Consider the following 25,191-nt stretch of genomic DNA (forward strand, 5'->3'; position numbering starts at 1 on the left):
CGACGGAAGACCCGGTTCCACCACAAGACTGGAAATTTTCTAAACTGTTTGACTCCCGGTTCCGGCGGGCGCACACAGTCCTCATCGTCACTGGCTTTTCCGACCAGGCTGAGGAGGGGACATGCCTTCTCTCAGAGGAACCGTGACACAGCAGAATCTCGAGAATGCGTTTGCCTGGGAGAGCCGCGCGAACCCGCGCTATCTCCATTTCGCGCAGAAGGCCGACGCCGAGGGCTTCAACGGCGTGGCGGCCGTGTTCCGCTCGACGGCCGAGAGCAGGACCGGGCACGCGCATCGCCATATCGCATATCTCGAAGAAGCGCGCGACCCCGCAACCGGCAAGCCGATCGGCGCCACGCGCGACAACCTGAAGGCCGCGATCGCCGCCGAGACCCACGAATACGTCGACATCTATCCGGGCATGGCTCGCGCCGCCCGCGATGAAGGCTTCGACGAGATCGCCGACTGGTTCGAGACGCTCGCCAAGGCCGGGAGGTCGCATGCCCGCCGCTTCCAGAAGGCGCTCGACGCGCTTTGATCTGATGACTCCACACGAGCAGTTCGAAGAGAACCGGACCACGATGGGAGGGAACCATGGACGCAGCGACTGACAAGAAAGCGGGCAAGTGCCCGGTCGTGCACGGGACCACGAATGTCGGCATGAGGTCGAACAAGGAGTGGTGGCCCAATCAGCTGAACCTGAGGATCCTTCGCGCGAACTCGCCGCAGTCCGATCCCATGGGCAAGGCCTTCAACTATGCCGAGGCATTCAAGAAGCTCGATTACGCCGCCCTGAAGAAGGACCTCGCCGCGCTGATGACGGACAGCCAGGACTGGTGGCCGGCGGATTTCGGCCACTACGGCGGGCTCATGATTCGCATGGCGTGGCACGCCGCGGGCACGTACCGCATCGGCGATGGTCGCGGCGGCGCCGGCGCCGGCCAGCAGCGCTTCGCCCCGCTCGGCTCCTGGCCGGACAATGCCAACCTCGACAAGGCGCGCCGGCTCCTGTGGCCGATCAAGCAGAAATACGGCGCGAACATCTCCTGGGCCGACCTCATGGTCCTTGCCGGCAATGTCGCGCTCGAAACCATGGGCTTCAAGACATTCGGCTTCGGCGGCGGGCGCCCCGATGTGTGGGAGCCCGACGAGATCGTCTACTGGGGCAAGGAGAAAGCCTGGTTCCCTCATGCTGAGAGCGACGAGCGCTACACCGGCGTGCGCGATCTCGAGCATCCGCTGGCTGCCGTGAACATGGGCCTCATCTATGTCAATCCGAACGGGCCGAACTTCAAGCCGGATCCGGTTGCCGCCGCCATCGACATTCGCGAGACCTTCAGGCGCATGGCGATGAACGACGAGGAGACGGTTGCGCTCATCGCCGGCGGACACAGCTTCGGCAAGGCGCACGGCGCCGGCGATGCCGCGCTTGTAGGTCCCGAGCCGGAAGCCGCGCCCATCGAGGAGATGGGCCTCGGCTGGAAGAGCAGCCATGGCACAGGGAAGGGAAAGGACGCGATCACCGGCGGCCCGGAAGTCACCTGGAGCACGACGCCGACGAAGTGGGGCAACAGCTTTTTCGAGAACCTGTTCAAGTACGAATGGGAGCTGGAGACGAGCCCGGCCGGCGCCAATCAATTCAGGGCCAAGGGCGCTGCCGCCACGATTCCGGATGCCTTCGACCCGTCCAGGCGTCATCCGCCGACCATGCTGGTCACGGACCTCTCCTTGCGGATGGATCCGGCCTACGAGAAGATTTCCCGGCGCTTCCTGGAGCATCCGGACCAATTCGCGGATGCGTTTGCCCGCGCGTGGTTCAAGCTCACCCACCGCGACATGGGCCCGCGCGTGCGCTATCTCGGCCCGGAAGTCCCGGCCGAGGAGCTGATCTGGCAGGATCCCGTTCCCGCCGTCGATCACAAGCTGATCGACGCCAAGGACATCGCGGATCTGAAGGCCAGGATACTCGCCTCGCCACTTTCCGTCGCCGAGCTGATCGGGGCCGCGTGGGCCTCGGCTGCAACCTTCCGCGGCTCCGACAAGCGCGGCGGGGCGAACGGCGCGCGCATCCGTCTCGCGCCGCAGAAGGATTGGGAGGTCAACCAGCCTGCCCAATTGGCCAAGGTGCTCGAAACCCTTGCGGGCATCCAGAAGGCGTTCAACGACGCGGCCGGCGGCGGCAAGAAGGTGTCGCTCGCCGACCTGATCGTTCTGGGCGGCTCGGCCGCCGTCGAGCAGGCCGCGAAGCAGGCGGGGCACGACGTGACCGTTCCATTCGCGCCCGGCCGCACGGATGCGTCCCAGGCGCAGACCGACGTCGAGTCCTTTGGCTATCTCGAGCCGGTCGCGGACGGCTTCCGCAACTACCTCAAGGCCGCGTTCACCATACCGGCGGACGAGCTGCTGATCGACAAGGCACAACTGCTGACGCTGACCGCGCCGGAGATGGCGGTCCTCGTCGGTGGCTTGCGCGTCCTGGGCGCGAACCACGGCAAGTCGCAGCACGGCGTCTTCACGGCCCGTCCGGGGACGCTGACCAACGACTTCTTCGTGAACCTCCTGGACATGGGCATCGAGTGGAAAGCGACCGCCGATGATAATGTGTTCGAGGGACATGACCGCAAGAGCGGCAAGGTGAAGTGGACCGGCACCCGTGTCGATCTCATCTTCGGTTCGAGCTCCGAGCTGCGCGCCCTTGCCGAGGTTTACGGGGCCGACGACGCGCAAGCGAAGTTCGTGACCGATTTCGTGGCGGCGTGGACCAAGGTGATGAACGCTGATCGCTTCGACCTCGCCTGATCTACCGGCATCAATCCTCTCCCGCTTCGCGGGAGAGGAAGGGGCCCGTCGCGCGAAGCGCGACGGGAAGGTGAGGGCCCACAGACGAGGCATCGCGTTCCTGGGCCCTCACCGCTGAGAGCCCGATCTACGCGCCGAGCAATCACCGCGGCTGGTCCTCGAGGAGTACAGTCACTGCGAGGCGCCCGCGGGTTGCGGCGGCGCCGTGCTGCGCTGGCGCCGGGCGAGCGACACGCCAGTCTCGTTCCTGACCTTCTGCCGCGGCGGCACGCTGTCGCCGTTGATCGATGGCGTTCCCCTGGAGACGCTATGAAAGCGTGGCCGAGGCAGGGGCTCGGCGCCCAATATCGGCTGTCGCCTCTGCCTGAGCGCCGTGCCCGAGCCGCCGGCCAAGCGGCCCGCGACAGGGCTGGGTAAGCTGCTGTCGATGCTCGGAATCAAGGGCTGACCCGGCGCGATCAGGCCTGTTCGGCGACGCCTTCCCGCAACCGTCAGGAAAGCCAATTTCACTTCATCTTATGGCTGCTTTGTGAAATATCTCTTCTACTCGAATTTCCACGAAGGCTTCCGTTCTTTTCCGGGAAATTCCATACTTTTGGCTTGTAAGGGCGAGCGTCACATGTACCTGTGGTGGCAACTGGACCGTCGGTAGGTGCGCCATGGGTGTGAACTGCCAACCCTACTACTCTACTGACAATGCGAATTGGCACGCCAGCCGGCTGGGCTATGGCAACAAGGGCAAGCCCCATCTGCACGCCGAACGATATGCGATGAGCAACCTGACGCAGAGCCTGAATGCTGCAGGGGTCGCATGGAGAAACGCGACTGTGCTGCTGATCCAGAATGCCTTTCCCTGCATGGACACCAACGGCTGTCATGACTGGTTGTGCGGCCAGTCGAACCAGTTCGCTTACATATATGTCCGCGTCGATGGTGACCAGGGATCATACTCCACGGTTCACGTGACGAACGGCCTGTTGCAGGGCGGGTATCCACGCGTGCTCTATTACCGCAACGGCAGCGGCAAATATCTCAGGCCCGGGGCAACGCTGCACGGCGGCCATATGGAGCGTATCCTCGGTTTGCCGTCGGTCATCGACACGTAGCTGACGCGAAATTTCTCCTCGGACGCTCTGTGCCTCATCTATAGCCTTGCGGTTTCACTTTGCGGCCAATGGGCCTCGAAGCGTTTGTCCAAGCACTGCGACATCAGATGTGCCGATGGCGGCGGCTGCCGCTGCTGAGCCCTCAGGCGGCTCCTTCAGTGGCCTCGAGCGAGCGCCCTGCGAGCGGCATGACACGGACATAGACCAGCTCCGCAAGCAGCTCCACCAGCGTCTGCATGACGATGACGGCCGGCAGGACGGGAACGGCGCCCGGCACCGCAAGCGCCAGCGGCAGGACGACGAGCGAATTGCGCGTGGCGCCGGAGAACGCGATCGAGCGCGACGCCGCGGCGCCGAGCCGAAACGTGCGCGCCGTGAGCCATCCCAGCATCGGCGCGACGACCGCGAAGCCGGCATAGAGCGGCAGGATCGCCAGCGCGTGGCCGAGCGCGCCGCCCAGCAGCGGCATCGTCGCGGCGACGACGAGGAAGAGCACCAGCGCCGTCGCGGGCACGGGCAGCAGCCCGAGCCCGTCCGCGGCGCGGCGGCCGATACGGCTGCGGGAAGCCCAGAGCTGGACCAGCGCGGCCAGCGCAAGCGGGACCGCGATCAGCCAGGCGAACGCGTGCAGGAAGGGGCCGATGGTGACCAGGCCGGACGCGCCGGTCCCCAGGAAGGCCGCGAGGTAGAAGGGCAGCAGCACCATCTGGGCGGCCAGCAGCAAGGGCGTCGCGGCGAGCAGGGAGCGTGCGTCCGCGCGTCCGAGCTGCGAGAAGGTGATGACGTAGTCGATGCAGGGCGTCAGGAGCACCATCAGCATGCCCAGCCGCACTAGGGGATCGTCGGGGGCGAGCTGGAGCAGGAGGAGCACGAGAAAGGGCACGACGATGAAGTTCGCGGCCAGCAGTGCCGCCACGAAGCGGACATCGCGGAACGCCGCGCCGATGTCGCGAAGCGGAACCTGCAGGAACGTGGCGAAGAGCATCAGCGCCAGCGCCGGGTTGACGAGCCCGTCGAGCGCCTCGGTCCCGGTGATCGCCCATGCCGCGGCCGCGCCCGCCGCCACGCTGGCGAAGTAGATCAGGACCTGATGCCGTTCGAGACGCTGCCGCACCATGTGCTCCATTCGAATGCCGCTTCCCTGGCACCGGCGATCGGTGGAGGGTGAGTCATGACTGTCATCCCGAGCGCAGCGAGGGATCTCCCGCGAATGGCGCACCGTGCGTTCCTCGCAGGAGATCCCTCTCCTGAGCCTTTCGAAGGGGCGCTCGGGATGACAGGCGTATCCCAAGCGCAGCATGGCACGACAACGGGTCGCCTGTGATATGATAGGGATCGCGATCAACCGCCTGATCCGCACCAGGGCTCCAGCCAGGCTCAGGACTGAAAGTGCAGACCATGCCGCAAAGCCAGACGCCCGTGGACCCTGCGGGCAAGAGCCGGGCTGAACCCAAGCAGCATCATCTCGTTGTCGTCGGCGCCGGCTTCGCCGGCCTTGCGCTGGTCAAGGCGCTGAAGGCGCCGGGCCTCAGGATCACGATCGTCGACCAGCGCAACCATCACCTGTTCCAGCCGCTTCTGTACCAGGTCGCGACCACCATCCTGCCCACGTCCGATGTCGCCTGGCCGATCAGGAACCTGTTCAAGACGCGCCAGGACGTGACCACGCTTCTCGGCGAAGTGGTCGGCGTCGACACGTCCGCGCGTCGCGTCGCGCTGAAGGACGGCCCGCCCTTGTCCTACGACACCCTGGTCCTCGCCACGGGCGCGCGGCACTCCTATTTCGGCCATGATGAATGGGAGGGCGCAGCACCCGGCCTCAAATCGCTGGAAGACGCCACCACGATCCGCCGTCGCGTCCTGTCGGCATTCGAGCGGGCCGAGGTCTCGCAGGACGAGGCCGAGCGTTCGGCGCTTCTGACGTTCGTGGTGGTGGGCGCCGGTCCGACCGGCGTGGAGCTTGCCGGCATCATCGCCGACCTGGCGCAACGGATCCTGCCGAAGGAGTTCCGCAACATCGACACGCGCCAGGCGCGCGTCATCCTGGTGGAGGCCGGCCCGCGCGTGCTGCCGGCCTTCCCGGAAAAGCTGTCGGCCTACGTCGACAGGGCATTGGCTCGCCTTGGCGTCACCGTTCTCACCCGCCACGCGGTGTCGAGCATATCGGACAGCGCCGTCACGATCGGCGATGCCGGGACGCCGGCACGCACCGTCATCTGGGCGGCCGGCGTGACAGCGTCGCCGGCGGCGTCGTGGCTCGACGTCGAGGCCGACCGCGCCGGGCGGGTCAAGGTCGAGCGCGACCTCAGCGTGCCGGGACATCCCGGGATCTTCGTCATCGGCGACACCGCCTGCGTCATGCGCGATGACGGCAGGCAGGTGCCGGGCCTGGCGCCCGCCGCCAAGCAGCAGGGGCAGTTCGTGGCAGGCGTCCTCAAGGCGCGGTTGTCCGGCCGATCGACGCGCCGCGCGTTCTCCTATCGCGACATGGGCAACCTCGCGACGGTCGGCAAGGGCGCCGCGGTCGTGGACTTCGGCCGCATCCAGCTCAAGGGCGCCATCGCGTGGTGGCTCTGGGGCATCGCCCATATCTATTTCCTGATCGGCACGCGCAGCCGCATCGCCGTGGCCCTGAGCTGGCTCTGGTCCTACGCGACCGGCCGCAACAGCGCGCGGCTCATCACGCAGAGGGATGTCCACGCGGGCAAGCCGTAGCCGCGGTGACGCCACGATGACGCTCACGGTCCATACATTCGCGGTCGTGGAGGGCCAGGAATGGATATTCCCGGCGGACGAAAGCCATTTCGGGATGTTCGACGCGATGGACGGGAGGGCTTTCACCGATTGGGACCCACCGCTGATGGCGATCGATCGCGAGGGCAGGACCTATTCCGACTTCCCGTGGCTCGGCGAGCACGTGCCGATCTTGAGGAAGCCGGCGGTCGAGGCTCTGGGAGATGTCCTGCTGCAGCACGGGCAGCTTCTGCCCGTCCGGGGAGAGGACGTTTGGCTCTTCAACGCGACGGCGGTGCGCGACGCGCTTGATCATGCGCGCTCCCGGATCGTGTATTTCGGCGACGGCAGCATCCTGGCCATCGAGCGCCATGTGTTCGACGCCACGCGGATCGCAGCGGCGGAGGTCTTCAAGCTGCCGATGCGAGCGTCACCCGTCTATGTCACCGATCACTTCGTCGAACGGGTACGGCGCGCCGGGCTGCGCGGTGTCGCGTTCCGGGCGGTATGGAGCGCCGTGTGACTTGATCCTTCTCCCGGAGGGCAGGGCTATCTCATATGGCACTATCGGCCGAACCGGCAGAAGACGAACCACAGAGGCACAGCGCAGCCTTTGGCCGCAACCAAATGCGGGGAAAGCGCTTCATGGTGAGCACAGGTGAATGCTTCGCATTCACCGAGTCGAACCATGAAGCGGCGCACCACTGCCCGTGCGACGCCTTCATGGTTCGACAGGCTCACCATGAAGGCTACAAAAATCATCGCGGCGTGCGAAGATTTTTGAGGTCAGTAGTACAGAGACACAGAGTTCATGCAGAGGAAGACGCGACCGCGCGCCGAAGGCGCGCAACCCTTCGTTCTCTGTGTTGTCTCTGTGCCTCTGTGTCTCTGTGGTTAGCTTTCATGGCGCTATAAGCGATCGCCCTGCGCGTCCCGGGCTCGCGGCTGAGGCGGCTCACAGGCCCGCGCGCGTGAACGTCACATGCGTGATGCCGCTGGGCGAGGCGGTTGCCTCGACCTTGTAGTCCTTCTCCAGGCTCTCCAGGCCGTCCCACAGGCGCACGCCGCGCCCGAGCAGGACCGGGACCACCACGATATGCATGTGGTCGACGAGCCCGGCGGCAATGAAGTCACGGACCACGGTGGGACCGCCGCCGATGCGTACATCCAGGCCGTTCGCGGCGTCGCGGGCGGCCGCGAGCGCCTCGGCAGGCGAGGCATCGATGAAGTGGAAAGTCGTGCCGCCCTTCATCGCGATCGGCGGGCGCGGGTGATGGGTCAGCACGAAGACCGGTGTGTGGAAGGGCGGGTTGGGCCCCCACCAGCCTTTCCATGCCGGGTCCTCGTGCCATCCGGGAGGACCGAACTTCCCGGCACCCATGATCTCGGCGCCGATCCCCGGGGCGAACAGGCGCACGAAGGCGTCATCGACGCCGCCGGTGCCGCCTTGCTGGCCGAACATCTGGCGGCCCCCGCGGGTCCCGAGCATCCATTCGTGCAACCTGTGGCCGGCGTGGCCGAACGGTGCCTCGAGGCTTAGCCCTTCGCCGGTGCCGAAGCCGTCGAGCGAGACGCAGAAATGTTGGATGCGTGTGAGCGGCATGGTCGGTGTTTCTCCTTCTGTTGGTCAGGATACGTGGGATCGGCTCGGTCATGGCACAACGATGGCGGCCCAGCAGGGCATTCGCATATGCCCCTACCGTCATCCCGAGCGTAGCGAGGGATCTCCCGCGAATACCGCACCGTGCGCCGTGCCGCAGGAGGTCCCTCGCTGGCGCTCGGGATGACAGCGATATGCGAATCGTGGTCTCGGCTCTGGGCGTGAGCCGCCGCGGGTGTCGTCTGTCTCCCTTTACGGCAGTTCTGGACAGGTGGGAGCAGTGGGGGGATATCATGAGGTATGCAGGGGAGCGAGTGACTGTACTTCCGTCGTAGCAATGTTTCCACGACAGGCAGGAGTTCAGCCATGGCTGGGGGACCAGTTCGTTTCGAAGACGGCGCCACGTATGAAGAAGTGATGGGAGTCTGGAGCCGTCTTGCGGGGGATGAGTTTCTCGATTGGTTGTCCCCGCCATCCGGTTTGAAATGGATCGACATCGGTTGCGGCAATGGTGCGTTTACGGAGCTGCTCATCGAGCGATGCGGTCCCGTTGAGGTGCACGGCGTTGATCCTTCGGACGGTCAGCTTGCGTATGCACGCACGCGACCTGCGGCTCGCGTGGCGACGTTTCAGAACGGTGACGCCATGGCGCTGCCGTTCGCTGAGGCCGCGTTCGATGCGGCCGTCATGGCGCTGGTCATCGTGTTCGTGTCGGATCCCGCGAAGGGCATGGCCGAGATGGTCCGCGTGGTCCGCCCGGGCGGCCTGATCGCGACGTATGTCTGGGACATGATCGATGGTGGATTTCCCCTGGATCCCATTCTCGAAGAGATGCGCGCGATGGGCATCGCCCATCCGCGTCCGCCTCAAGCAGGCAAGTCGCGAATGGAGGCGCTCGAGGATTTGTGGCGGCAGGCGGGATTGGAGGCCATCGAGACCCGGGAGATTTCGGTGCAGCGGACGTTCCCGGCATTTGACGACTTCTGGAATATCAACAGCAAGGCATCCACGGTCGGTGCCGCAATTTCCGCGATGGCCGCGCAGGACGCGCTTGCTCTCAAGGAACGGGTGCGCCGGCGCCTGTCGGCAGCGAACGGTGGTGGCGTCACATACGGCGCGCGCGCGAATGCGATAAAGGGCCGCAAGCCGAAGTAGGGGCGACAAGACTGGATCGGAGGTCTCCGCCCACTCACCGTTTCTCGCCGCGGATCGCCGCCAACACCGCGTTGGCCTTGAACTTTCCCGGGCCGTCCCTCTGCCCGACGTTTGCGCCGGCACCTCATCCGGGATAGAGGCTGTCATCGACTGACCCGCCGCCGGCATGACGGTACGGGACAAGGCTTGACGGGACACGACGCGGGACAGATATGAACGGCCAGAACGACGACTACGTCTATGACGAGGCAACCGGCGAATGGCGGCCTGCTTCCGAGATTGCTGCGGAGAAAGCCAAGGCCGCTGAGGTTTGCGACGCGTCCGGCAACGTTCTCGCCAACGGCGACTCCGTGATCCTGATCAAGGATCTCAAGGTCAAGGGCGCCGGCGAAACGCTCAAGAGGGGGACGGTCATCAGGTCGATCCGGCTCACGGACAACCCGGAAGAGATCGACTGCCGGCATGAGACGATCAAAGGCCTGGTCCTGCGCACCGAGTTCGTGCGCAAGCGCTGATCAGGCATCAGGCGGTCGACGCGGCGGTGAAGACCGCCAATTGAGCATCGAACGCACGTTTGAAGGCTGGCCGCGCTTCGCCGCGAGCGACATAGGCGGCGAGGTTCGGATATTCGTCCAGCATGCCCGATCCTTTCAGCCTTTGCAGCACCGTCACCATCAGGAGGTCGCCGGCGCTGAAGGCGCCGTCGAGCCAGTCGGCATCGCCAAGGCGATCGGAAAGTTGGCCCAGATGGTCGCGGACACGCGCCTCGACCATGCGCTGGCGCTCGTCGAACCAGGTCTTGTCGCGCTCCAGTAGCGTGGCCATCGTGCGTTCGACGATCGGCGGCTCCACCGTGTTGAGCGCGGCAAACATCCATGCGATCGCCCGCGTCCGGGAATTCGCATCCGCAGGCAGCAGGCCCGCATGGCGCTGCGCGATATGGAGCACGATCGCGCCGGACTCGAACAGGGCGAGATCGCCTTCTTCATAGGTCGGAATCTGCCCGAAAGGATGAAGCGCCCGATGCGCCGGCTCCTTCATCTCACCAAACGAAAGAAGACGAACGTCGTAAGGCTGGCCCACTTCCTCAAGCGCCCAGCGGACGCGCATGTCACGCGCCAGCCCCTTGCCGCGATCCGGCGACCGTTCAAAGGCGGTGATGGTGGGGGTCATTTGAAGGCTCCGTGTGATCGCATGATGCTGTCGAGGGTGATGTGCGTGTTTGCGGTGATCTTTCTCATGGCGAGGCATCCGTTCTTACGGTTTGCCTCCGGAGGACGAACGACCGGCGCGGATCCCGACAACTGACCTCGTTTTCTTTGGCCATGGGATTTCGCGATCTAACCCACCGCCAGCCCAGCTCGACGTTTCCGGGCCGGCATCGGTGTTCAATGGCGCCAATCGTGCACTGAAGCAGCAGGGAAGGCCTGCCCTCCATAGAATCGTGCTTGCGCCCGGCCATTGGCGCTACCGTCGAAAGTAGCAGCGGCGTGGCGCTCGAGATCTGGCCAATCGCCGCGCGTTAGGTCCAAACGGTGCTGGTCTCGGGGTCGCGTGTGAGCCTCTCCTGCGGGCGCATGGGCACCCGGTCCTGCTGGCGGAACTCGGCGACTGACCCGACACGGTCGCCTTGTACTGGCCTGCACATATGTAACTTATATGTTACAGTGTGCCGATGGTCGAGCTTCGCCAGATCGACGAATTCACCGCGTGGGAATGCGCTCATCATTCTTCTGTGCGGAGGGGGGACGAGCGGACGCAGGACAGGGGCTTCAAGCGGACGCGGCAGCTGGCAGGGCAATATTGAGAGGATTGGCTATGGCAAAGCGCAAGACGCGGTCGCTGGATCCGGCCGAGCTGCTGACGAGCCCCGAGGCTGTTGCGGTATTCCTGACGGATGCGCTTGAAACCGGTGATCCTGCATTTGTCGCAGCTGCGCTCGGCGTCGTGGCGCGTGCGAAGGGCATGACAGAAATGGCGCGTGAAACCGGCGTTAGCCGGGAGAGCTTGTACCGGGCGCTGAGCGAGGGAGGCAATCCCGAGTTTGCGACCGTCCTGAAGGTCGTCAAGGCCCTTGGAATGCAGCTGCGGGCCACGCCGGCGTCGTGACAGCTCGAGGGCGTGCCAGCCGTGGCGATTGTCCGGTCATGCTCTCTCCTGATAGCGGCCGCATTGGCCGCTCAGCCAAAAAATCCACTTCTCCCTGTCCAAACTTCCCAGGCCGCCCCTCTGCCCGATGCTCGCGTCGGCTCCTCATCCGACGGACAGGCTGTCATCGACTGACCCGCCGCTGCTGGTGTGACAGGGCCGTTCGCTACCTTGCTCTCCGGCGGCTCACTGGATATATTACCGGTTAATAGGCTGGAGGTGCTCATGGGAAGCTCGCAAAGACGCGCCATCCGGAACTACCGGTCTCGCTTGAGCCAAAAAGGCTTGGCGCGCTTTGAAGTGCTCGGGCGCGATACGGATCGAGATCTCATCCGCTCATTGGCTCGCCGTCTTGCGGAGGACAGCACCGATGCATCCAGGTTGCGCGCAATTGTCGGCCAGGCTGTCGCTGGTGAGCCGCCCAGGAAGGGAGGTATCCTCGCTGCGCTTCGCAGGTCGCCGCTCGTCGGTGCAGACCTCGATTTTGCCCGCCCGCGTGAAGAGGGGCGCAACGTCGAGCTGTGACGCGCTATCTTCTCGATACCAACATCATCAGCAATGTCGTCAAGCCTAACCCGTCCGAGTTGCTCCTAACTTGGCTGGCGGCTCAGCGCGACGAGGATCTTTTCATCGCATCCCTAACGGTCGCGGAAATTCGGCGTGGTATCCTTGAGAAATCCCGCGGCAAGAAGCGCGATGCTCTCGATGCTTGGTTTGCCGGGCCGGAGGGACCGCAGGCGCTCTTCGCGGGTCGCATCTTCCCCTTCGACGACAAGGCCGGACTGATCTGGGCGCTGCTGATGGCGGAAGGGAAGTCTATTGGCCGACCCCGTAGTGGGCTCGACATGATTATTGCTGCTGTCGCCGGTGCCAATGATTGCGTGTTCGGTCCGCACGCGGCGAAATTCTGACCCTTGAGATCAAGGGTCAGCTCACGGATGCCGCGGAATTCCTTAATGTGTATCTTGTCAATCCAGATCATGAAGCATCCGGAAAGAGTGCGACGCGAACGGCTGGTTCGGCGAAGATGCCATCTTCGAGCACCACCTTGCGGAGCCTTTGCGCCACTTCGCCGAGACCTTCCTCCTTTTCCAAGGCAGCGAAGAACTCGTCAAGAATATTGGCGGCGACGGACTTTACGTTTGCTGGTGGCTTTATCGCCTCATCCTTGTCTGCTGTTGTACTCAAGTGCTGTCCCCTCAATACATCCAATTGTAGCATAATGTGGGGTTGGCGTCAGGAGCGGATTTCGCGCGTTCACAAGCGAAAGCAGATCATCAAGTATGTCCGATAGATTGTGGGAAACCAAGGCAGCGGTATTGACGCTGTTCTGGCGCCCCTTTTTCGAGGGGGTCGTTGGTCGCAAACAATGCACAAAGTCGTAGATCGCCCGAGGAGCAAACGGTACCGGCAAGAGCGGCATCGTCGATGCAATAGAATTCGCCCTGACGGGCAACATCTCCCGCCTCGCAGGTGCGGGCACTGGCGGACTTTCGGTGAAGGCACATGGTCCGCATGTCGACAGCCGCAACAAGCCGGAAGCCGCTTCGGTCACCCTGGACGTCACTATCCCGGCCCTTGGCAACAAGAAAGCCCAGATCTGCCGCACCGTGAAATCCGTGAGCGCGCCCGAGATCAAGCCTACCGACAAGGACGTCCTTGCCGCCTTTGAGAGCGTTAATCTTCATCCTGAATTCGTGCTCTCGCGTCGCGAATTGATCCGCTACGTCCTTTCTGAACCAGGCCAGCGATCAAAGGAGGTTCAGTCCCTTCTCCGTCTGGACGACATCGAGAAGCTGCGCGGCGTCCTACAGAAGATCGTGAACGCTTGCACCAAGGAGCTTCCCGGGCTGAAGCAAGCTGAGAATGACGCGGTCAAGAATCTCCTGGCCGTTCTCGATACGGCGCAGCTCAACAAGACATCCGTCCTCGACGCGGTCAATCCGCGACGGGAACTGCTTGGCCTCGCACCGCTCACTGATCTGGACGCTAATACCTCGGTCAAGGACGGCCTGACAACCACCACCAGCGCACCTACCCGCGTCCCGAAAATTCAAGCAACGGCCGACTTGGCCACGCTCCGGGAAGCGCTCCAAGCGCTTCAGGCCGACAAGTTCAAAGAGGCATGCTCGACCGCTGATGCCAATGCCGCTGAACTTGGCAAGGATGCTGACAGCCTCAACGGCCTGTCGCGCGAGGCGCTTCTAAAATCGGCCTTGGAGCTTTACGATGGCACGGCTTGCCCGATCTGTGACACGCCTTTCGCGCCCGACGACTTTCAGGGACATCTGGCCGGAAAGCTCGCTCACCTCGACGATGTGAGCAAGCGGCGTGCCGCACTTGAGGCCGAGTGCAAGCCGATTCTCGACAGTCTGCATGCCGCTGGCACCGCATTGAACACGTTGATCGATCACGCCGGTCTATTCACGCCGAAGATCGACGCCTCCGCCCTGATCGATTTCCGAGCTGTCCTTCGCGGGCGATTTCAGCAACTTAAGAAGCTGCTGCCCCTCGACGATACCCGCACGGTCCTCACAGCGGCTTACGCCATCTCGGACTTGGGGCCATCGCTTACTGCGCTGGCCGCGGCGATCGCCGCGATTCCGGAACCGACCAAGCAGGACGCCGCCCGCGATTTTCTTATTTTAGCACAAGAGCGGCTCGAGCACTATCGCACAACACGTCTGAAGCTTGCGGCAGGCAAGCTTCGCGCCGATCGGGGCACCAAGGTCTTGAACACCTACGGCACCGTGACGACCGCGGCGCTGGAAAAGATCTACAAGGACGTCGAGACCGCATTTGCGAGCTACTATCGGAAGATCAACGAGGAGGACGAAAATACGTTCACCGCGAAGCTCATGCCCTCGATCGGCAAGCTCGGCTTCGATGTGGACTTCTATGGGCGCGGACATTTTCCACCGGGCGCGTACCATAGCGAGGGTCATCAGGACGGCATGGGTCTGTGCCTCTACCTCGCGCTCATGAACCACCTGCTCGGGGTGAATTTCACCTTTGCGGTCCTGGATGACGTGCTGATGTCCGTGGACTCTGGCCACAGACGCCAAGTCTGCACTCTCCTTAAGGAGATGTTTCCAAACACGCAGTTCATCTTCACAACGCATGACGAAATCTGGCTGCGGCACATGAAGTCTGAAGGCCTCATCAAAGGCCGGAATTTCGCACATTTTCGCACCTGGACCGTCGACTTTGGCCCGACCGAATGGGACGATCGCGATGTGTGGGCCGAGCTAGACGGCTATCTGGAGAAGAACGACGTGCGCGCCGCCGCGGCGCTGCTCCGCCACTATCTTGAGCATTTTGCGAAAGAAGCGTGCGATCGTTTGCGTGCCAACGTGGAGTTCCGTGGTGATGCACAGTTCGTGCTCGGCGACCTCCTTCCGAGCGCCACCAGCATGCTCGGAGACCTGTTCAAGAAGTCGAAGGTCGCAGCCAACTCTTGGAATCAGAAGGAGGTCGTTGAGCGCATCACGGCGATCGAGACCGCCTTCTCCGAGGCCAAAGTCAAAACCGGCTTCGAAAACTGGCAGATTAATACGGCAGTCCATTTCAATGAATGGGCGAATTTCAAGAAGGAGGACTTCACGCCTGTGGTGACCGCCTTCCGTGGGTTCACGGGCGCTTTCGCATGCAAGACCTGTAGCGAGATGTATTTCGTTGCGCCGGACCGAGGGAAAAAAGAAGCACTACGGTGTGGATGTGGGACGCTTAACCTCAACCTTCTCCAGAAAGGCGGATAGCCTACCTCTAGCAGAATGGGAGCGGTGACGACCTATTCTGTTTTGTCGGGCAATTTGTCGATAGCCATTGCGCGCATTCGAGGTGGTTCTGCCAAAAACGATAGGTGCGTAGCTCTTCGGCGATCGGATCCCGGTGCAACACGATTCGCGTCACCTCACGCACTCGGCCTTGGCATCGAGAAGGCACAGATAGCTCACGAAAAGCCGCTCGTCATAAGCGGTATGTCGTTGCCGGTCAGCGCTAAGCCGCCGCCGGGCTTGACGGGCGCCGGTCGATGCCGCCGAGGCCGTTGCTTCGGTTGCGAACGCCGGATCGCGGTTGCTGTCGTCAAGCAACGCCTGTCTCAACCATCAACCCGGACGTCATGGAGAGCATCGTCATGGCGATTGGCATGCCGCGTGTCTCGTGTCCCGCATCGCCACCGGCATTCCTGGCGCTTGCTGGCAAACGCCACAAACCATGCAGGTCATTGATATCGGAAGGGAAAAGCGTTTTTGGTATTTCTGGCAGCCGCCCCGCGGCGCATTGTCGACAATTCGACTCCGAGGAGGATCAGCGACCCGCCATCCTGCGCCACGCGGGCGCGGCGAGCAGGGGGCCTGTCATCCGCCCTTGCGGTCCGGCGGGTCGATGCTTGCGTCGTCGTCCCGTCCGCTGCGGCTGCTGTAGAACACCAGCGCCATCAGGCCGACCGCGAGGGCGACCGTGAAGACGATCCCGAGGATCAGGGGGGTGGTCGCCGCCGGATCAAGGTCGAGCGAGCCGACCGCGACCCAGCTGAGCACGGCGATCGCCACGATCCCGGCGACGCAGGCGATCGAGAAACGAATGATCCAGCGCAATCCGGCCTCCGCATCCACGTCGGCGGCCGGCAGCCTACCATCTTTCCTTGATCGCGGGGGGATTGCTGATAGGTTCATGGTTGACCAACAAGTAAGTGACCATGAACCCAACTTCGCAGCCGGCGGTGCGGCGCACCCAGGGGGATCGCCGCGCCGAGTCCGATCGGCGGATCCTCGGCGCCGCCATGCGGCTGATCGCGCGCAACGGTGCCGCCGGCACGACGCTGGCCGACATCGGTGTCGCCGCCGGCTACAGCCGCGGCCTGCCCAGCGAGCGCTTCGGGACCAAGGGCGCCCTGCTGGACAGCCTCATCAGCCGCACGGAGGAGGCGTTCCAGGAGCAGCTCGCGATCGATGTCGGCGGCAAGACCGGCCTGGCGGCCGTGGCAGCCCGCATCGAAGCCCACCTCAACGGCGCGGCGCGCAGCCCCGATGCCGTGCGCGCGCTCTATCTGCTCTACATGGAATCGCTGACCGTCGCGCCCGAGCTGCATGGGCACATAGCCGAGCTCGGCCGCGCCTACCGTGCCGGCTTCGTGCGCCATCTGCGCGAGGCGCGGCAGGCCGGCGAGATCGATGCCCGCATCGACGTGCAGGACCACGCGACGGTCATCCTCGGCGCGCTGCGCGGCATGATCACGCTATGGCTGATCGATCCCGCGGCGATCGACCTGCCCGCCGCCAAGGCTGTGCTGGTCGCCATGGTGCATCGCGGCCTGGCGCCGCCGCACGCGAGCGGGCAGCGCAAGCAGCCGGCCCGCGCCTTGCGGGATGCGCCCAAGCGCCGGCGCGCAAGAAGCGCGCGCGCCTGAGGCCGCTTGGGCGCGCCCCATCGTCTTTCAGGAGGGAATTGTGATGAAACGTCGAGGTCTTCTCGCGGCAACCGCCGCGCTTCCGGTGTTGTGGGCGGCGCCCCTGCGCGCCACGCCGCTGCCGGACACCAACCTGCGGGTGATCTTCGGGTATCCGCCCGGCGGCGCCGGCGATTTCATTGCCCGGCTGGTGTCGGAGCATGCCGCCAAGACGCTGGGGCGCAACGTGATCGTCGTCAACCAGCCCGGCGCGACCGGCCTGGTGGCGATCGACGCCCTGCGCCGGGCGGCGCCCGACGGCACCACCATCGCCATGGTGCCGATGACCGGCGCGGTGCTGCTGCCGATGGTCAACAGCCGCGCCAGGTTCGACTTCATGACCGACGTCGATCCGGTCGCGCATTGTGTCAGCTACTCATTGGGCTTTGCGGTGGCGCCCAACACCGGCGTCAAGACATGGCCCGATTTCCTGGCCTGGGCGCGCGCCAACCCGACCAAGCTGCTGTATGGCGGCTCGGGCCTGGGCAGCATCTCGCACCTGTTCGGCGCCATGATGAAGCAGGTCCTCGGTGTCGACCTGCAATACGTGCCTTTCAAGGGCGGCGCCGAGCTCAACAGCGCGGTCATGGGCGGCCACGTGCCGCTGGCGATCGGCGTGACGTCGGATTTCGCCGAGCCGCACAAGGCCGGGCGCATGCAGGTCCTGGCCGTGTCCTCCGGCCAGCGCGACGTGTCGCTGCCCGATGTCCAGACCTTCGTCGAGCTGGGCCACAAGGATCTGGTGAGCGAGCCGTGGTTCGGGTTCTTCGCGCCGCCCGGCACGCCCGAGCCGCTGCGCGCCGCATGGAACGGAGCCATCAACGCAGCCCTGACGGATCCGGCCGTGCGCGACCGCATGATCCGCACCGGCTTCATGGTCGGCGGCGGCAGCGGCGAGGCGCTGCGCGAGCGGATGGCCGGCGACAAGGCGCGCTGGCAGCCGGTGGTGACGGCTTCAGGCGTGAAGATGGATGGGTGAGGAGAGGTCCGTGAGCTTCGACTCCAAACTGGCCGAGTTCCGGCATCGGCGCGACAAGGCCCTGGCCATGGGCTCGGCCCGCCATCTGGCGGCGCGCAAGGCGCAGGGCATCCTCAATGCCCGGGAACGCGTCGCGCATCTCGTGGCGCCGGGCAGCTTCGAGGAGTTCGGCCTGTTCGCGACAGGCTTGAACCCCGCCATGCGCGAGCGCACCCCGACCGATGCCGCCGTCTGCGGCTTCGGCAGCGTCGATGGCCGGCTGATGGGCATCAACTCGGCCGACTTCTCGACGATGGCGGCGTCGTCGGGACGGGTCCAGATCAAGAAGTACAATCACATCCGCGATCTGTGCATCGCCAACGGCCATCCCCTGATCAACCTGATGGAATGCGGCGGCGGCCGCATCCCCGACGTGATGGGCGCCTCGGGCATCGGCGCCGGCGGCGAGTCCGGCCGCTACTTCCGGCCGCGCATCGTGCCCACGGCGGCGGGCGTGCTCGGCGCGACCTACGGCCGCGGCGCCTTCGTGTGCGTGCTGTCCGACTTCACCGTGATGCGCCGCGGCGCGGTGATGGCGGTGTCGAGCCCCAATGTCACGTCGAGCTCCATCGCCGAGGCCGAGACACCCGAGGATCTCGGCGGCTGGCCGGTGCACAGCGAGGTCACCGGCCTGGCCGACCTGGTGGTCGACAGCGACGAGGAGGCGCTGGATGCGATCCGGCGCTTCCTGTCGTACCTGCCCGACCATCATCGCGCCGCGCCGCCGCGCGCCCCGGTGCCGGCCGGCGCCGACGATGCCGCAAGGCGCCTGCCGGACCTCGTGCCGGATGAGCGGCGCAAGACCTACGACGTGCGCCGCGCCATCGAGGCGATCGTCGACCCCGGCAGCTTCTTCGCGCTGAAGGAGCGCTTCGCGCGCGCCGCCGTCACCGGGCTGGCGCGGCTGGGTGGGCAGACGGTCGGCGTGATCGCGACCAACCCCCGCGTCAAGGGCGGCGCGCTCGATGCCGAGGCGTGCTCCAAGATCACCAGCTTCATCGTGCTGTGCGACAGCTTCAACGTGCCGCTGATCATGATGGCCGACACGCCGGGCTTCCTGATCGGCGGCGAAGCCGAGCGCCGCGGCATGGCGGGGCGGATCATGAACTTCCTCGCGGCGCTGGAGGAGGCGACGGTGCCCAAGCTGGCGCTGGTCCTGCGCAAGAGCTTCGGCCAGGCCTACATCAACATGGGCGGCGGCAAGGGCGACGAGACGGCGGCGTGGTTCTCGTCCGAGATCAGCTTCATGGACCCGCAGGTGGCGGTCAGCGTCGTCTTCGCCGGGCGCCAGGACGGCGACGGCAAGTCCCAGGAGCAGCTCATGGCGGAGGTGGCGGCGGACACGACGCCCTACAACCTCGCGGCGCCCTACCTGGCGCATGCCGTGATCGATCCGCGCGACACGCGCGCCTACCTGATATCGCGGCTGGCGATCCACGGCCGCGCGCTCACCGGCGGCATCGGTGAGCACCGCCTCGCCAACTGGCCGCCGATGTCGTTCTGAGCCTGGTCAGGCCGGCACGGGCTGCCGGCTCTGACGCGCCAGCAGCCACCAGCCGATGGCGGCGTTGGCGATGTTCCAGGCGATGCCGTTGAGGAAGGCGGCGCGGTACGAGCCGGTCATGTCGAAGATCACGCCGCCCATCCAGCCGCCCAGCGCCATGCCGATGATGGTCGACGACATGGCGATGCCGACCCGCACGCCGGCTTCCTTGGCCGGGAAATATTCGCGCACGATCATGGCGTAGCTCGGCACCAGCCCGCCCTGGAACAGGCCGAACAGGGCGGATGCGACGTAGAGCGAGGTCAGCGTGTCGGAGACCGTGTAGAAGATCAGCGCGATGGTCTGCAGCACCGAGCCGAGCAGCAGGGTCACGACACCGCCGGCACGGTCGGAGATCCAGCCCGAGACGAGGCGGCTGATGATGCCGAAGCCCAGCATCAGCGACAGCATCTCCGCGCCGCGCGCCACGCCGTAGCCAAGGTCGGCGCAATAGGCCACGATGTGGACCTGCGGCATCGACATCGCGACGCAGCAGGCGAGGCCGGCGACGGCGATCAGGGCCTGCAGGGCGCCCGGCGACAGCGCGATGGCGCGCCGGGGCGTCGCCGCCGTGGCGCCGGCCGACGCATCGGCATGGAACGGCGGCGGCCGGCGCAAGGTCAGCGCCAGCGGCAGCATGCTGAGGAGGCAGATCGCGCCGGCGCCGAAATAGGTGAGGCGCCAGCCGTGATCGCGCATGGCCAGACCGATCAGCGGCGGCCAGATGGCGCCCGCCAGGTAGTTGCCCGAGGCGCAGATCGCGACCGCGACGCCGCGGCGCTTCTCGAACCAGTGCGAGGCGTCGGCCACGAGCGGCGCGAAGGTGACGGCGGAGCCGAAGCCGATCAGCAGTCCCTGCGCCGCGGCGAACCAGCCGGCCGTTGGCGCCAGCCCGGCGCCGGCGAAGCCCAGCGCCAGCAGGATCGCGCTCAGGATCACGGCCGGCGTGATGCCCTTGGTGTCGACCAGCCAGCCCATGCAGACGCCGCCGGCGCAGAAGCCGAGCATGGTCGTGGTGTAGGCGAAGGAGATGTCGGCGCGCGACACGCCGAAATCGGCCTGCACCACCGGCAGCGCCACGACGATGCTCCACATGCCGATGCCGCCGAAGGTGCTGAGCGCCAGGCTGGCGACGAGACGCAGCCAAGCATATCCGGAATCAACGCCACGCACGTGTTGCATGTGTCCGCAACCGATCAGGGAAGAGGGAAAAGAAGTGCGTCAGGCCAGGGCGGCTTCGCTCGCCGGGTCGCCGGCGATGCGGCTGTGCCACATCACGCGCGGCTGGGTCATGTCCCATGGCGTTGCCTGGTGCAGCAGGCAGCGATTGTCCCACACCACGGTATCGCCCGCCGTCCAGTGATGGTGGTAGATGCGCGGCGGCCGGCAGGCGAAGTCCACCAGCGACTGCAGCAGGCGGGTCGACTCGTCGGCATCCATGCCCGGGATGTTGTGGGCGTGGCGGCCGATCAGCAGCGACTTGCGGCCGGTTTCGGGATGCACCTTCACCAGCGGCCGCAGCGGCACGGGCCCGTCATGGAAGCCGTAGCCGCTATAGGCGCTGCTTTTGCTCGGCCGATGGTCGAGCTTGGCCTGGCTGTAGTAAAGCGAGTGATAGGCGGAAAGGTTCTCGATCCTGGCGCGCAGGTCGCCGTCCAGGGCATCGTAGGCGGCCCGCATGTCGGCCCAGCCGGTCTGGCCGCCGGCGCCCGGCACCACCTCGGCGCTGAACACCGCGCCCTTGGCCTGCACCGGCATGTAGGTGCTGTCGCAGTGCCAGCCCATGTTGCCCTTGAGCACCTTGATGACGTCGTCGTTCTCGGCCTCGGCGCGGACGCTGCCGTCAGCCCGGACGTTGCTGATCGGCGCCATCTCGAACTCCAGCGGCCCGAAGCGCTTGGCGAACGCGATCTGCGCCTCGCGGCTCAGATGCTGGCCGGGAAAGATCAGCAGCGCGTATTGCAGCCAGGCGTCGTGCAGCGCCCGCCAGGTGACGTCGTCCAGCGCGGCGACCTTCACGCCGCGCACCACGGCGCCGAACGTGGCGTCCAGCGGCTCGATGTCGAACGGACGCGCCATGTCGTTTCCTCCGGTCTCTTTCGAGACACGATGGATCATCGGCGTTCGTGTCGCCACCCGCAATTGCGGGCTTCGGACTCATTGCATGCCCGCTATGCCGTGCGCAGTGAGCTGAACGCCTTCCCGCGGGGCTCGCCGGCAGCCGTCTACCCCTGTGTTTCCGCGTGGTCCCGCTCGAATGCCCAGACCTCTTCGAAGCCCATGAGTCGTGAGAAATCGGTGAACGGGTACAGGGGCTGGCCAAGTCCGGCGCTGGATCCGTCACGGCGCAGGGCTTCGTAGGCGGCGCGCAAGGCCTCGCCGGCGGCGAGAAAGCCGAGAGCCGGGAAAATGGCCAGGCGGTAGCCGAGCTCGATGAGCCGAGCCTTGGAAAGGATCGGCGTGCGGCCGCCTTCGACCATGTTGGCGAGCAGCGGCACGTCGAAGCTGGCGCCGATGCGGGCCATCTCCACCTCGCTTTCGGGGCTTTCGATGAACAGGATGTCGGCTCCCGCCTTCTGGTACAGCGCGGCCCGGCGCAGCGCCTCGTCGAGGCCGAGCGAGGTGCGCGCGTCGGTGCGGGCGATGATGAGGAAATCGTCCGAGCGCCGGCTTTCGGCGGCCACGCCGATCTTGCGGACCATGGCTTCGGCCGCAATCACACGGCGGCCCGGCGTGTGCCCGCATTTCTTGGGGAACTCCTGGTCCTCGAGCTGGATCGCCGCGGCACCGGCAGCCTCGTAGCCGCGCACGGTATGACGGACATTGAGCAGACCCCCGTATCCGGTGTCGCCGTCGGCGATCAGCGGCGTTCGCGTCATCGCGGCGATCCGCTCGACGCGGCCAACCATGTCGCTGTACGTGGCGAGCCCGGCATCCGGCAGGCCCAGGTGCGAGGCGACGGTGCCGTAGCCCGTCATGTACAGGGCCGAAAATCCCATGCCGTCGGCGATCTTGGCCGAGATGAGATCGAAGACCCCCGGGGCGGAGACGAATGTGCCGCGCTGCAGCGTTTGGCGCAGCTGGGCTGGCTTTGGCAGGCTCATCTGGTTGACAGTGCTTCGAGGTAGGACAGGGCTTCGCTCTCGCCGACGACGTCGGCGTACTTGCTCTCGAGGTCGAACAGGTTGGCTTCGTGCGGCCGCGCGTCGCGATCCCCGACGGCATCCCGGATCACGACCGGAATGAATCCATTCTGCATGGCGTCGACGGCCGTCGCCCGGACGCAGCCGCTGGTGGTCACGCCGGTGATGATCACGGTGTCGATGGATGCGGCGGTCAACGACGCGGCGAGCGAGGTGCCGAAGAAGGCGCTCGCGTACTGCTTTGTGATGATGAGCTCACCGGGGGCGGGCTCGATCCCGGCCGCGAAGGCGCCCAGGGCGGAGCCTTCCTCGAACACGGACAGCGCCTTGACCTTGCGGAAGAAGACGCCGCCATCGGCGCCGCCGGCCCGATAGACGACGCGTGTGAACGCGATCAGGACGCCGGCCTGCCGCGCGGCGGCGAGCAGCCGCACCGACGACTGCCGTGCGGGCTCGACCGCGGGGGCATGCAGCGGCGAGCCGGGCTCGAAATAGGCCTGGACGAGGTCGACCAGGACCAGCGCCGGGCGGCGTCCGAATCCGAGCCGGCCGCGAAAGCCGGCCTTGGCATAGTCCTGCGCGAGATCGCTGTCGCTCACCACGCTTCTCCTCCGGTTGCAGCGCTCAATGGTCGAGCAGCAGGGAGCCCCATCCGGCCACCTTGTCGTCGATGCCCGACTCGCGCAGCGCATGCCAGTAGATCGCGGTGTTGATGGCCATCACGGGCTTGCCCAGCCAGACTTCGGCGAATCCTGCCAGCCGCGCCATCGCGAGGTTGGTCCCGACCTGGACGATGGCATCGACGCCGGGCCCGTCGACCTGCCGGATCGCTTCCGCGAGCCGGGCCTCGCTCACATGCGCGATCGATACCGGGCTGTCGCACTTGAGGCCGATGATCTTCGCCACCGAGAAGCCGCATTCCTCGAAGAAGCGCACGACGTTGCGATCGCCAACCGGCTGGTAAGGCGTGACGACTCCCAGGCGCTTGGCGCCGTAGAGGCGCAGCGCCACCTGGCACGCATCGGCGCCCATCGAGACCGCGAGCCGGCTATGCTCCTCGAGCTCGCGCTTGAGCCTGCGGCTGGCTTCCAGCCCGTCCCAGAACGTCTCGGCCGAGATTCCGAGCACCAGGCGATCCGGCTCGCACGACATGATGCTGTCCACCGCCTCGGTCTGCGCCGCGCCGATCAGGCGGATGAGCTCGCTGAAATCGGCGTCGTTGCGCAACGGAATGTTCGGGATGCGGATCCGGCTGATGTGGTTCGTGACGCCGTGCGGGCGCATCGAATCGAATTCCGGCTGCACGCTCGTGTTCGTCGAGGGCACGAGGATGCCGAGCTTCTTCCGCCAGCCCAGCGAATCGGTCATGGCCTGTCTCCTTCGCCGGGCGCGGGCGGACTCCCGTCGCGCCCGGCCGGCATGGTGGTCAGTTGGGCGAGGCCTGCAGGTTCACGACCTTGCCGACGGTCGCATTCCAGCGGGCCGTGCAGTCGGTCCCGCAACGCTTGGCCCATCGCGGCAGGACCGTCTTCAGCAGGGCTTCCTTGCGGAGCGCCAGGTCGCTTTCCGACACGGTGCTGAGCGTCATCTTCGCTGCCGGCCCCTCCGAGCAAGGCGCGGTGCCGGTGTTGCAGGCGATGCCGAGGTCGTTCTCGCGCCGGTTCTGCTCCCAGACGTCGGCTTCGAGGGTCTTGATCTGCGCCAGGAGGAAGGACTGCACGCCGGCCGGCAGCTTGTTCCAGAAGGCGAGGTTGGCAGCCTGGGCGCTGCTGCCCCAGTTGATAGGCAGCGGATGGAGGAACTTCGCCGACTCGAACCATTTGGCCTTGTAGCCGCCGAGCGTGCCCGTGATGGCGCAGTCGATCACACCGTTGGCCAGCGCCTGCTGGACCTCGCCGAAGGCCATGCTGACGCCGGAGCCGCCGAAATGCTCGATGAAGTCCGACTGCGACGCGCCGGAGGTACGGACGCGCTTGCCCTTGAGGTCGGCCAGGCCCCGGATCTGCTCGCGGCAATAGAGGACCTGCGCCTGGAACGACCACAACCCCAGGAGCTTCACCTTGAACTCCTTTTCGTAGTAGCGCTCCAGCTCCGGCCGGAACGCCTGTGTCACCTGGCTGAACACCTCGATGGTCGGCGAGACGCCGGCGAGGTCGGTGGCATCATTGATCGGCGCGTCGCCCGCCATATGGCCCATTTGGGCCGTCGCGATGTCGAAGAGGCCTTGCCGCAGCAGGCGGAAGACCTCGGGGCCCTTCAGCCCCATCTCGTTCCACGGCTTGATCTTCGCGGTCACGGCACCGTCCGAGGCGTCCGGGATCTTGTGGGTCCAGAACGGGGCCTCGAGATCCTTGTACTGGGTTGTGATACCGAGGTTGCCGACCACGTTGACGGTGGTCTTCGGCAGCGGATCGGCCGCCTGCGCGGCGAATGCAAGGCCCACCGACGCCACGGCGACAACGGCGATCCGTCCTCTCAACGAGCTGTTCATGAG

The 25,191-nt window shown here is 65.6% G+C and carries 25 protein-coding genes; 14 read left to right on the forward strand and 11 right to left on the reverse strand.

Going from position 1 to position 25,191, the window contains the following annotated elements; translation table 11 throughout:
• Positions 1-121 precede the first annotated feature (121 nt).
• From FHP25_RS12135 to FHP25_RS12145, 3 genes are all read left to right on the forward strand, one after another.
• Positions 122-538, forward strand: coding sequence for a rubrerythrin family protein (locus FHP25_RS12135; protein WP_147847192.1), 417 nt, complete (start codon positions 122-124; stop codon positions 536-538).
• 56 nt (positions 539-594) lie between these two features.
• A complete protein-coding gene (katG, locus tag FHP25_RS12140; protein WP_147847193.1) occupies positions 595-2,799 on the forward strand; it encodes a catalase/peroxidase HPI in 2,205 nt (734 codons plus the stop codon).
• A 659-nt stretch (positions 2,800-3,458) separates the two neighbouring features.
• Positions 3,459-3,905, forward strand: a complete 447-nt coding sequence (locus FHP25_RS12145) for a hypothetical protein (protein WP_147847194.1) — start codon at positions 3,459-3,461, stop codon at positions 3,903-3,905.
• Positions 3,906-4,047: 142 nt separating this feature from the next.
• Here the strand turns inward: FHP25_RS12145 and FHP25_RS12150 are convergent, their stop codons facing one another.
• The gene (locus FHP25_RS12150) at positions 4,048-5,022 is read right to left on the reverse strand and encodes an arsenic resistance protein (protein ID WP_231712306.1); all 975 of its coding nucleotides are present in this window, start codon (positions 5,020-5,022) and stop codon (positions 4,048-4,050) included.
• Between the two features lie 281 nt (positions 5,023-5,303).
• On the opposite strand from FHP25_RS12150, the gene FHP25_RS12155 reads away from it, so the two are divergent.
• Both FHP25_RS12155 and FHP25_RS12160 read left to right on the forward strand, forming a co-directional pair.
• Positions 5,304-6,620 carry an NAD(P)/FAD-dependent oxidoreductase gene (locus FHP25_RS12155; protein WP_147847196.1) on the forward strand — a complete coding sequence of 439 codons (1,317 nt, stop codon included), beginning with the start codon at positions 5,304-5,306 and terminating at the stop codon, positions 6,618-6,620.
• A gap of 16 nt (positions 6,621-6,636) precedes the next feature.
• Complete coding sequence (locus FHP25_RS12160) at positions 6,637-7,161, forward strand: imm11 family protein (protein ID WP_147847197.1); 525 nt, start codon at positions 6,637-6,639, stop codon at positions 7,159-7,161.
• A 432-nt stretch (positions 7,162-7,593) separates the two neighbouring features.
• Here FHP25_RS12160 and FHP25_RS12165 read toward each other — a convergent pair whose 3' ends face one another.
• Positions 7,594-8,241 (reverse strand): dihydrofolate reductase family protein, encoded by a 648-nt coding sequence (locus FHP25_RS12165; RefSeq protein WP_147847198.1) that lies wholly within the window; start codon positions 8,239-8,241, stop codon positions 7,594-7,596.
• Positions 8,242-8,604: 363 nt separating this feature from the next.
• Here FHP25_RS12165 and FHP25_RS12170 point away from each other — a divergent pair, with 363 nt between their 5' ends.
• Complete coding sequence (locus tag FHP25_RS12170) at positions 8,605-9,393, forward strand: class I SAM-dependent methyltransferase (RefSeq protein WP_147847199.1); 789 nt, start codon at positions 8,605-8,607, stop codon at positions 9,391-9,393.
• 212 nt (positions 9,394-9,605) lie between these two features.
• Positions 9,606-9,908, forward strand: a complete 303-nt coding sequence (locus tag FHP25_RS12175; protein ID WP_147847200.1) for an alkylphosphonate utilization protein — start codon at positions 9,606-9,608, stop codon at positions 9,906-9,908.
• A gap of 7 nt (positions 9,909-9,915) precedes the next feature.
• Here FHP25_RS12175 and FHP25_RS12180 read toward each other — a convergent pair whose 3' ends face one another.
• Entirely contained in the window at positions 9,916-10,566 is a 651-nt protein-coding gene (locus FHP25_RS12180) for a glutathione S-transferase family protein (protein ID WP_147847201.1), read from the reverse strand.
• A gap of 645 nt (positions 10,567-11,211) precedes the next feature.
• Between FHP25_RS12180 and FHP25_RS12185 the strand changes: the two genes are divergently transcribed.
• The 3 genes from FHP25_RS12185 to FHP25_RS12195 all read left to right on the forward strand — a co-directional run bounded on the left by FHP25_RS12185 (position 11,212) and on the right by FHP25_RS12195 (position 12,452).
• Entirely contained in the window at positions 11,212-11,502 is a 291-nt protein-coding gene (locus FHP25_RS12185; RefSeq protein ID WP_147847202.1) for an addiction module antidote protein, read from the forward strand.
• 264 nt (positions 11,503-11,766) lie between these two features.
• The gene (locus FHP25_RS12190; RefSeq protein ID WP_147847203.1) at positions 11,767-12,066 is read left to right on the forward strand and encodes a hypothetical protein; all 300 of its coding nucleotides are present in this window, start codon (positions 11,767-11,769) and stop codon (positions 12,064-12,066) included.
• The gene (locus FHP25_RS12195; protein WP_147847204.1) at positions 12,063-12,452 is read left to right on the forward strand and encodes a PIN domain-containing protein; all 390 of its coding nucleotides are present in this window, start codon (positions 12,063-12,065) and stop codon (positions 12,450-12,452) included. Before FHP25_RS12190 ends, FHP25_RS12195 begins: the two co-directional genes overlap by 4 nt.
• 67 nt (positions 12,453-12,519) lie before the next feature.
• On the opposite strand, the gene FHP25_RS12200 is transcribed toward FHP25_RS12195, so the two are convergent.
• Positions 12,520-12,729, reverse strand: a complete 210-nt coding sequence (locus tag FHP25_RS12200) for a hypothetical protein (protein WP_147847205.1) — start codon at positions 12,727-12,729, stop codon at positions 12,520-12,522.
• A 197-nt stretch (positions 12,730-12,926) separates the two neighbouring features.
• Here FHP25_RS12200 and FHP25_RS12205 point away from each other — a divergent pair, with 197 nt between their 5' ends.
• The gene (locus FHP25_RS12205; RefSeq protein WP_147847206.1) at positions 12,927-15,299 is read left to right on the forward strand and encodes an ATP-binding protein; all 2,373 of its coding nucleotides are present in this window, start codon (positions 12,927-12,929) and stop codon (positions 15,297-15,299) included.
• Between the two features lie 603 nt (positions 15,300-15,902).
• Here FHP25_RS12205 and FHP25_RS12215 read toward each other — a convergent pair.
• Positions 15,903-16,142, reverse strand: a complete 240-nt coding sequence (locus FHP25_RS12215; RefSeq protein WP_178133465.1) for a hypothetical protein — start codon at positions 16,140-16,142, stop codon at positions 15,903-15,905.
• Positions 16,143-16,243: 101 nt separating this feature from the next.
• Here FHP25_RS12215 and FHP25_RS12220 point away from each other — a divergent pair, with 101 nt between their 5' ends.
• From FHP25_RS12220 to FHP25_RS12230, 3 genes are read left to right on the forward strand one after another with little or no spacing between them, the layout of a single operon-like run.
• Positions 16,244-16,954 (forward strand): TetR/AcrR family transcriptional regulator, encoded by a 711-nt coding sequence (locus FHP25_RS12220; RefSeq protein WP_147847208.1) that lies wholly within the window; start codon positions 16,244-16,246, stop codon positions 16,952-16,954.
• Between the two features lie 43 nt (positions 16,955-16,997).
• The gene (locus tag FHP25_RS12225) at positions 16,998-17,972 is read left to right on the forward strand and encodes a Bug family tripartite tricarboxylate transporter substrate binding protein (protein ID WP_178133476.1); all 975 of its coding nucleotides are present in this window, start codon (positions 16,998-17,000) and stop codon (positions 17,970-17,972) included.
• A gap of 10 nt (positions 17,973-17,982) precedes the next feature.
• A complete protein-coding gene (locus FHP25_RS12230) occupies positions 17,983-19,515 on the forward strand; it encodes an acyl-CoA carboxylase subunit beta (RefSeq protein WP_178133477.1) in 1,533 nt (510 codons plus the stop codon).
• A 6-nt stretch (positions 19,516-19,521) separates the two neighbouring features.
• Here the strand turns inward: FHP25_RS12230 and FHP25_RS12235 are convergent, their stop codons facing one another.
• The 6 genes from FHP25_RS12235 to FHP25_RS12260 all read right to left on the reverse strand — a co-directional run bounded on the left by FHP25_RS12235 (position 19,522) and on the right by FHP25_RS12260 (position 25,188).
• Entirely contained in the window at positions 19,522-20,736 is a 1,215-nt protein-coding gene (locus FHP25_RS12235) for an MFS transporter (RefSeq protein WP_147847211.1), read from the reverse strand.
• A 39-nt stretch (positions 20,737-20,775) separates the two neighbouring features.
• Positions 20,776-21,633, reverse strand: coding sequence for a TauD/TfdA dioxygenase family protein (locus FHP25_RS12240; RefSeq protein ID WP_147847212.1), 858 nt, complete (start codon positions 21,631-21,633; stop codon positions 20,776-20,778).
• Positions 21,634-21,779: 146 nt separating this feature from the next.
• Positions 21,780-22,658 carry an isocitrate lyase/PEP mutase family protein gene (locus FHP25_RS12245; RefSeq protein WP_147847213.1) on the reverse strand — a complete coding sequence of 293 codons (879 nt, stop codon included), beginning with the start codon at positions 22,656-22,658 and terminating at the stop codon, positions 21,780-21,782.
• Positions 22,655-23,296: an isochorismatase family protein gene (locus tag FHP25_RS12250; RefSeq protein WP_231712307.1), complete on the reverse strand. Its 642-nt coding sequence runs from the start codon at positions 23,294-23,296 to the stop codon at positions 22,655-22,657. The genes FHP25_RS12245 and FHP25_RS12250 overlap by 4 nt, the downstream gene beginning before the upstream one ends.
• A 25-nt stretch (positions 23,297-23,321) precedes the next feature.
• On the reverse strand, positions 23,322-24,065 hold the full coding sequence (locus tag FHP25_RS12255) for a maleate cis-trans isomerase family protein (RefSeq protein WP_147847215.1): 744 nt from the start codon (positions 24,063-24,065) through the stop codon (positions 23,322-23,324).
• Between the two features lie 58 nt (positions 24,066-24,123).
• Positions 24,124-25,188: a TRAP transporter substrate-binding protein gene (locus FHP25_RS12260; RefSeq protein ID WP_147847216.1), complete on the reverse strand. Its 1,065-nt coding sequence runs from the start codon at positions 25,186-25,188 to the stop codon at positions 24,124-24,126.
• Positions 25,189-25,191: the final 3 nt, after the last annotated feature.

Origin of the sequence: Vineibacter terrae (assembly GCF_008039615.1) — a bacterium.
Taxonomy (GTDB): Bacteria; Pseudomonadota; Alphaproteobacteria; order Reyranellales; family Reyranellaceae; genus Vineibacter; species Vineibacter terrae.

What these genes read in the sequence shown, in the direction of transcription:
- FHP25_RS12135 (WP_147847192.1), top strand. Translation starts at nt 122, where the DNA reads ATGCCTTCTCTCAGAGGAACCGTGACACAGCAGAATCTCGAGAATGCG.
- katG (WP_147847193.1), top strand. Translation starts at nt 595, where the DNA reads ATGGACGCAGCGACTGACAAGAAAGCGGGCAAGTGCCCGGTCGTGCAC.
- FHP25_RS12145 (WP_147847194.1), top strand. Translation starts at nt 3,459, where the DNA reads ATGGGTGTGAACTGCCAACCCTACTACTCTACTGACAATGCGAATTGG.
- FHP25_RS12150 (WP_231712306.1), bottom strand. Translation starts at nt 5,022, where the DNA reads ATGGTGCGGCAGCGTCTCGAACGGCATCAGGTCCTGATCTACTTCGCC.
- FHP25_RS12155 (WP_147847196.1), top strand. Translation starts at nt 5,304, where the DNA reads ATGCCGCAAAGCCAGACGCCCGTGGACCCTGCGGGCAAGAGCCGGGCT.
- FHP25_RS12160 (WP_147847197.1), top strand. Translation starts at nt 6,637, where the DNA reads ATGACGCTCACGGTCCATACATTCGCGGTCGTGGAGGGCCAGGAATGG.
- FHP25_RS12165 (WP_147847198.1), bottom strand. Translation starts at nt 8,241, where the DNA reads ATGCCGCTCACACGCATCCAACATTTCTGCGTCTCGCTCGACGGCTTC.
- FHP25_RS12170 (WP_147847199.1), top strand. Translation starts at nt 8,605, where the DNA reads ATGGCTGGGGGACCAGTTCGTTTCGAAGACGGCGCCACGTATGAAGAA.
- FHP25_RS12175 (WP_147847200.1), top strand. Translation starts at nt 9,606, where the DNA reads ATGAACGGCCAGAACGACGACTACGTCTATGACGAGGCAACCGGCGAA.
- FHP25_RS12180 (WP_147847201.1), bottom strand. Translation starts at nt 10,566, where the DNA reads ATGACCCCCACCATCACCGCCTTTGAACGGTCGCCGGATCGCGGCAAG.
- FHP25_RS12185 (WP_147847202.1), top strand. Translation starts at nt 11,212, where the DNA reads ATGGCAAAGCGCAAGACGCGGTCGCTGGATCCGGCCGAGCTGCTGACG.
- FHP25_RS12190 (WP_147847203.1), top strand. Translation starts at nt 11,767, where the DNA reads ATGGGAAGCTCGCAAAGACGCGCCATCCGGAACTACCGGTCTCGCTTG.
- FHP25_RS12220 (WP_147847208.1), top strand. Translation starts at nt 16,244, where the DNA reads ATGAACCCAACTTCGCAGCCGGCGGTGCGGCGCACCCAGGGGGATCGC.
- FHP25_RS12225 (WP_178133476.1), top strand. Translation starts at nt 16,998, where the DNA reads ATGAAACGTCGAGGTCTTCTCGCGGCAACCGCCGCGCTTCCGGTGTTG.
- FHP25_RS12235 (WP_147847211.1), bottom strand. Translation starts at nt 20,736, where the DNA reads ATGCAACACGTGCGTGGCGTTGATTCCGGATATGCTTGGCTGCGTCTC.
- FHP25_RS12240 (WP_147847212.1), bottom strand. Translation starts at nt 21,633, where the DNA reads ATGGCGCGTCCGTTCGACATCGAGCCGCTGGACGCCACGTTCGGCGCC.
- FHP25_RS12245 (WP_147847213.1), bottom strand. Translation starts at nt 22,658, where the DNA reads ATGAGCCTGCCAAAGCCAGCCCAGCTGCGCCAAACGCTGCAGCGCGGC.
- FHP25_RS12255 (WP_147847215.1), bottom strand. Translation starts at nt 24,065, where the DNA reads ATGACCGATTCGCTGGGCTGGCGGAAGAAGCTCGGCATCCTCGTGCCC.
- FHP25_RS12260 (WP_147847216.1), bottom strand. Translation starts at nt 25,188, where the DNA reads ATGAACAGCTCGTTGAGAGGACGGATCGCCGTTGTCGCCGTGGCGTCG.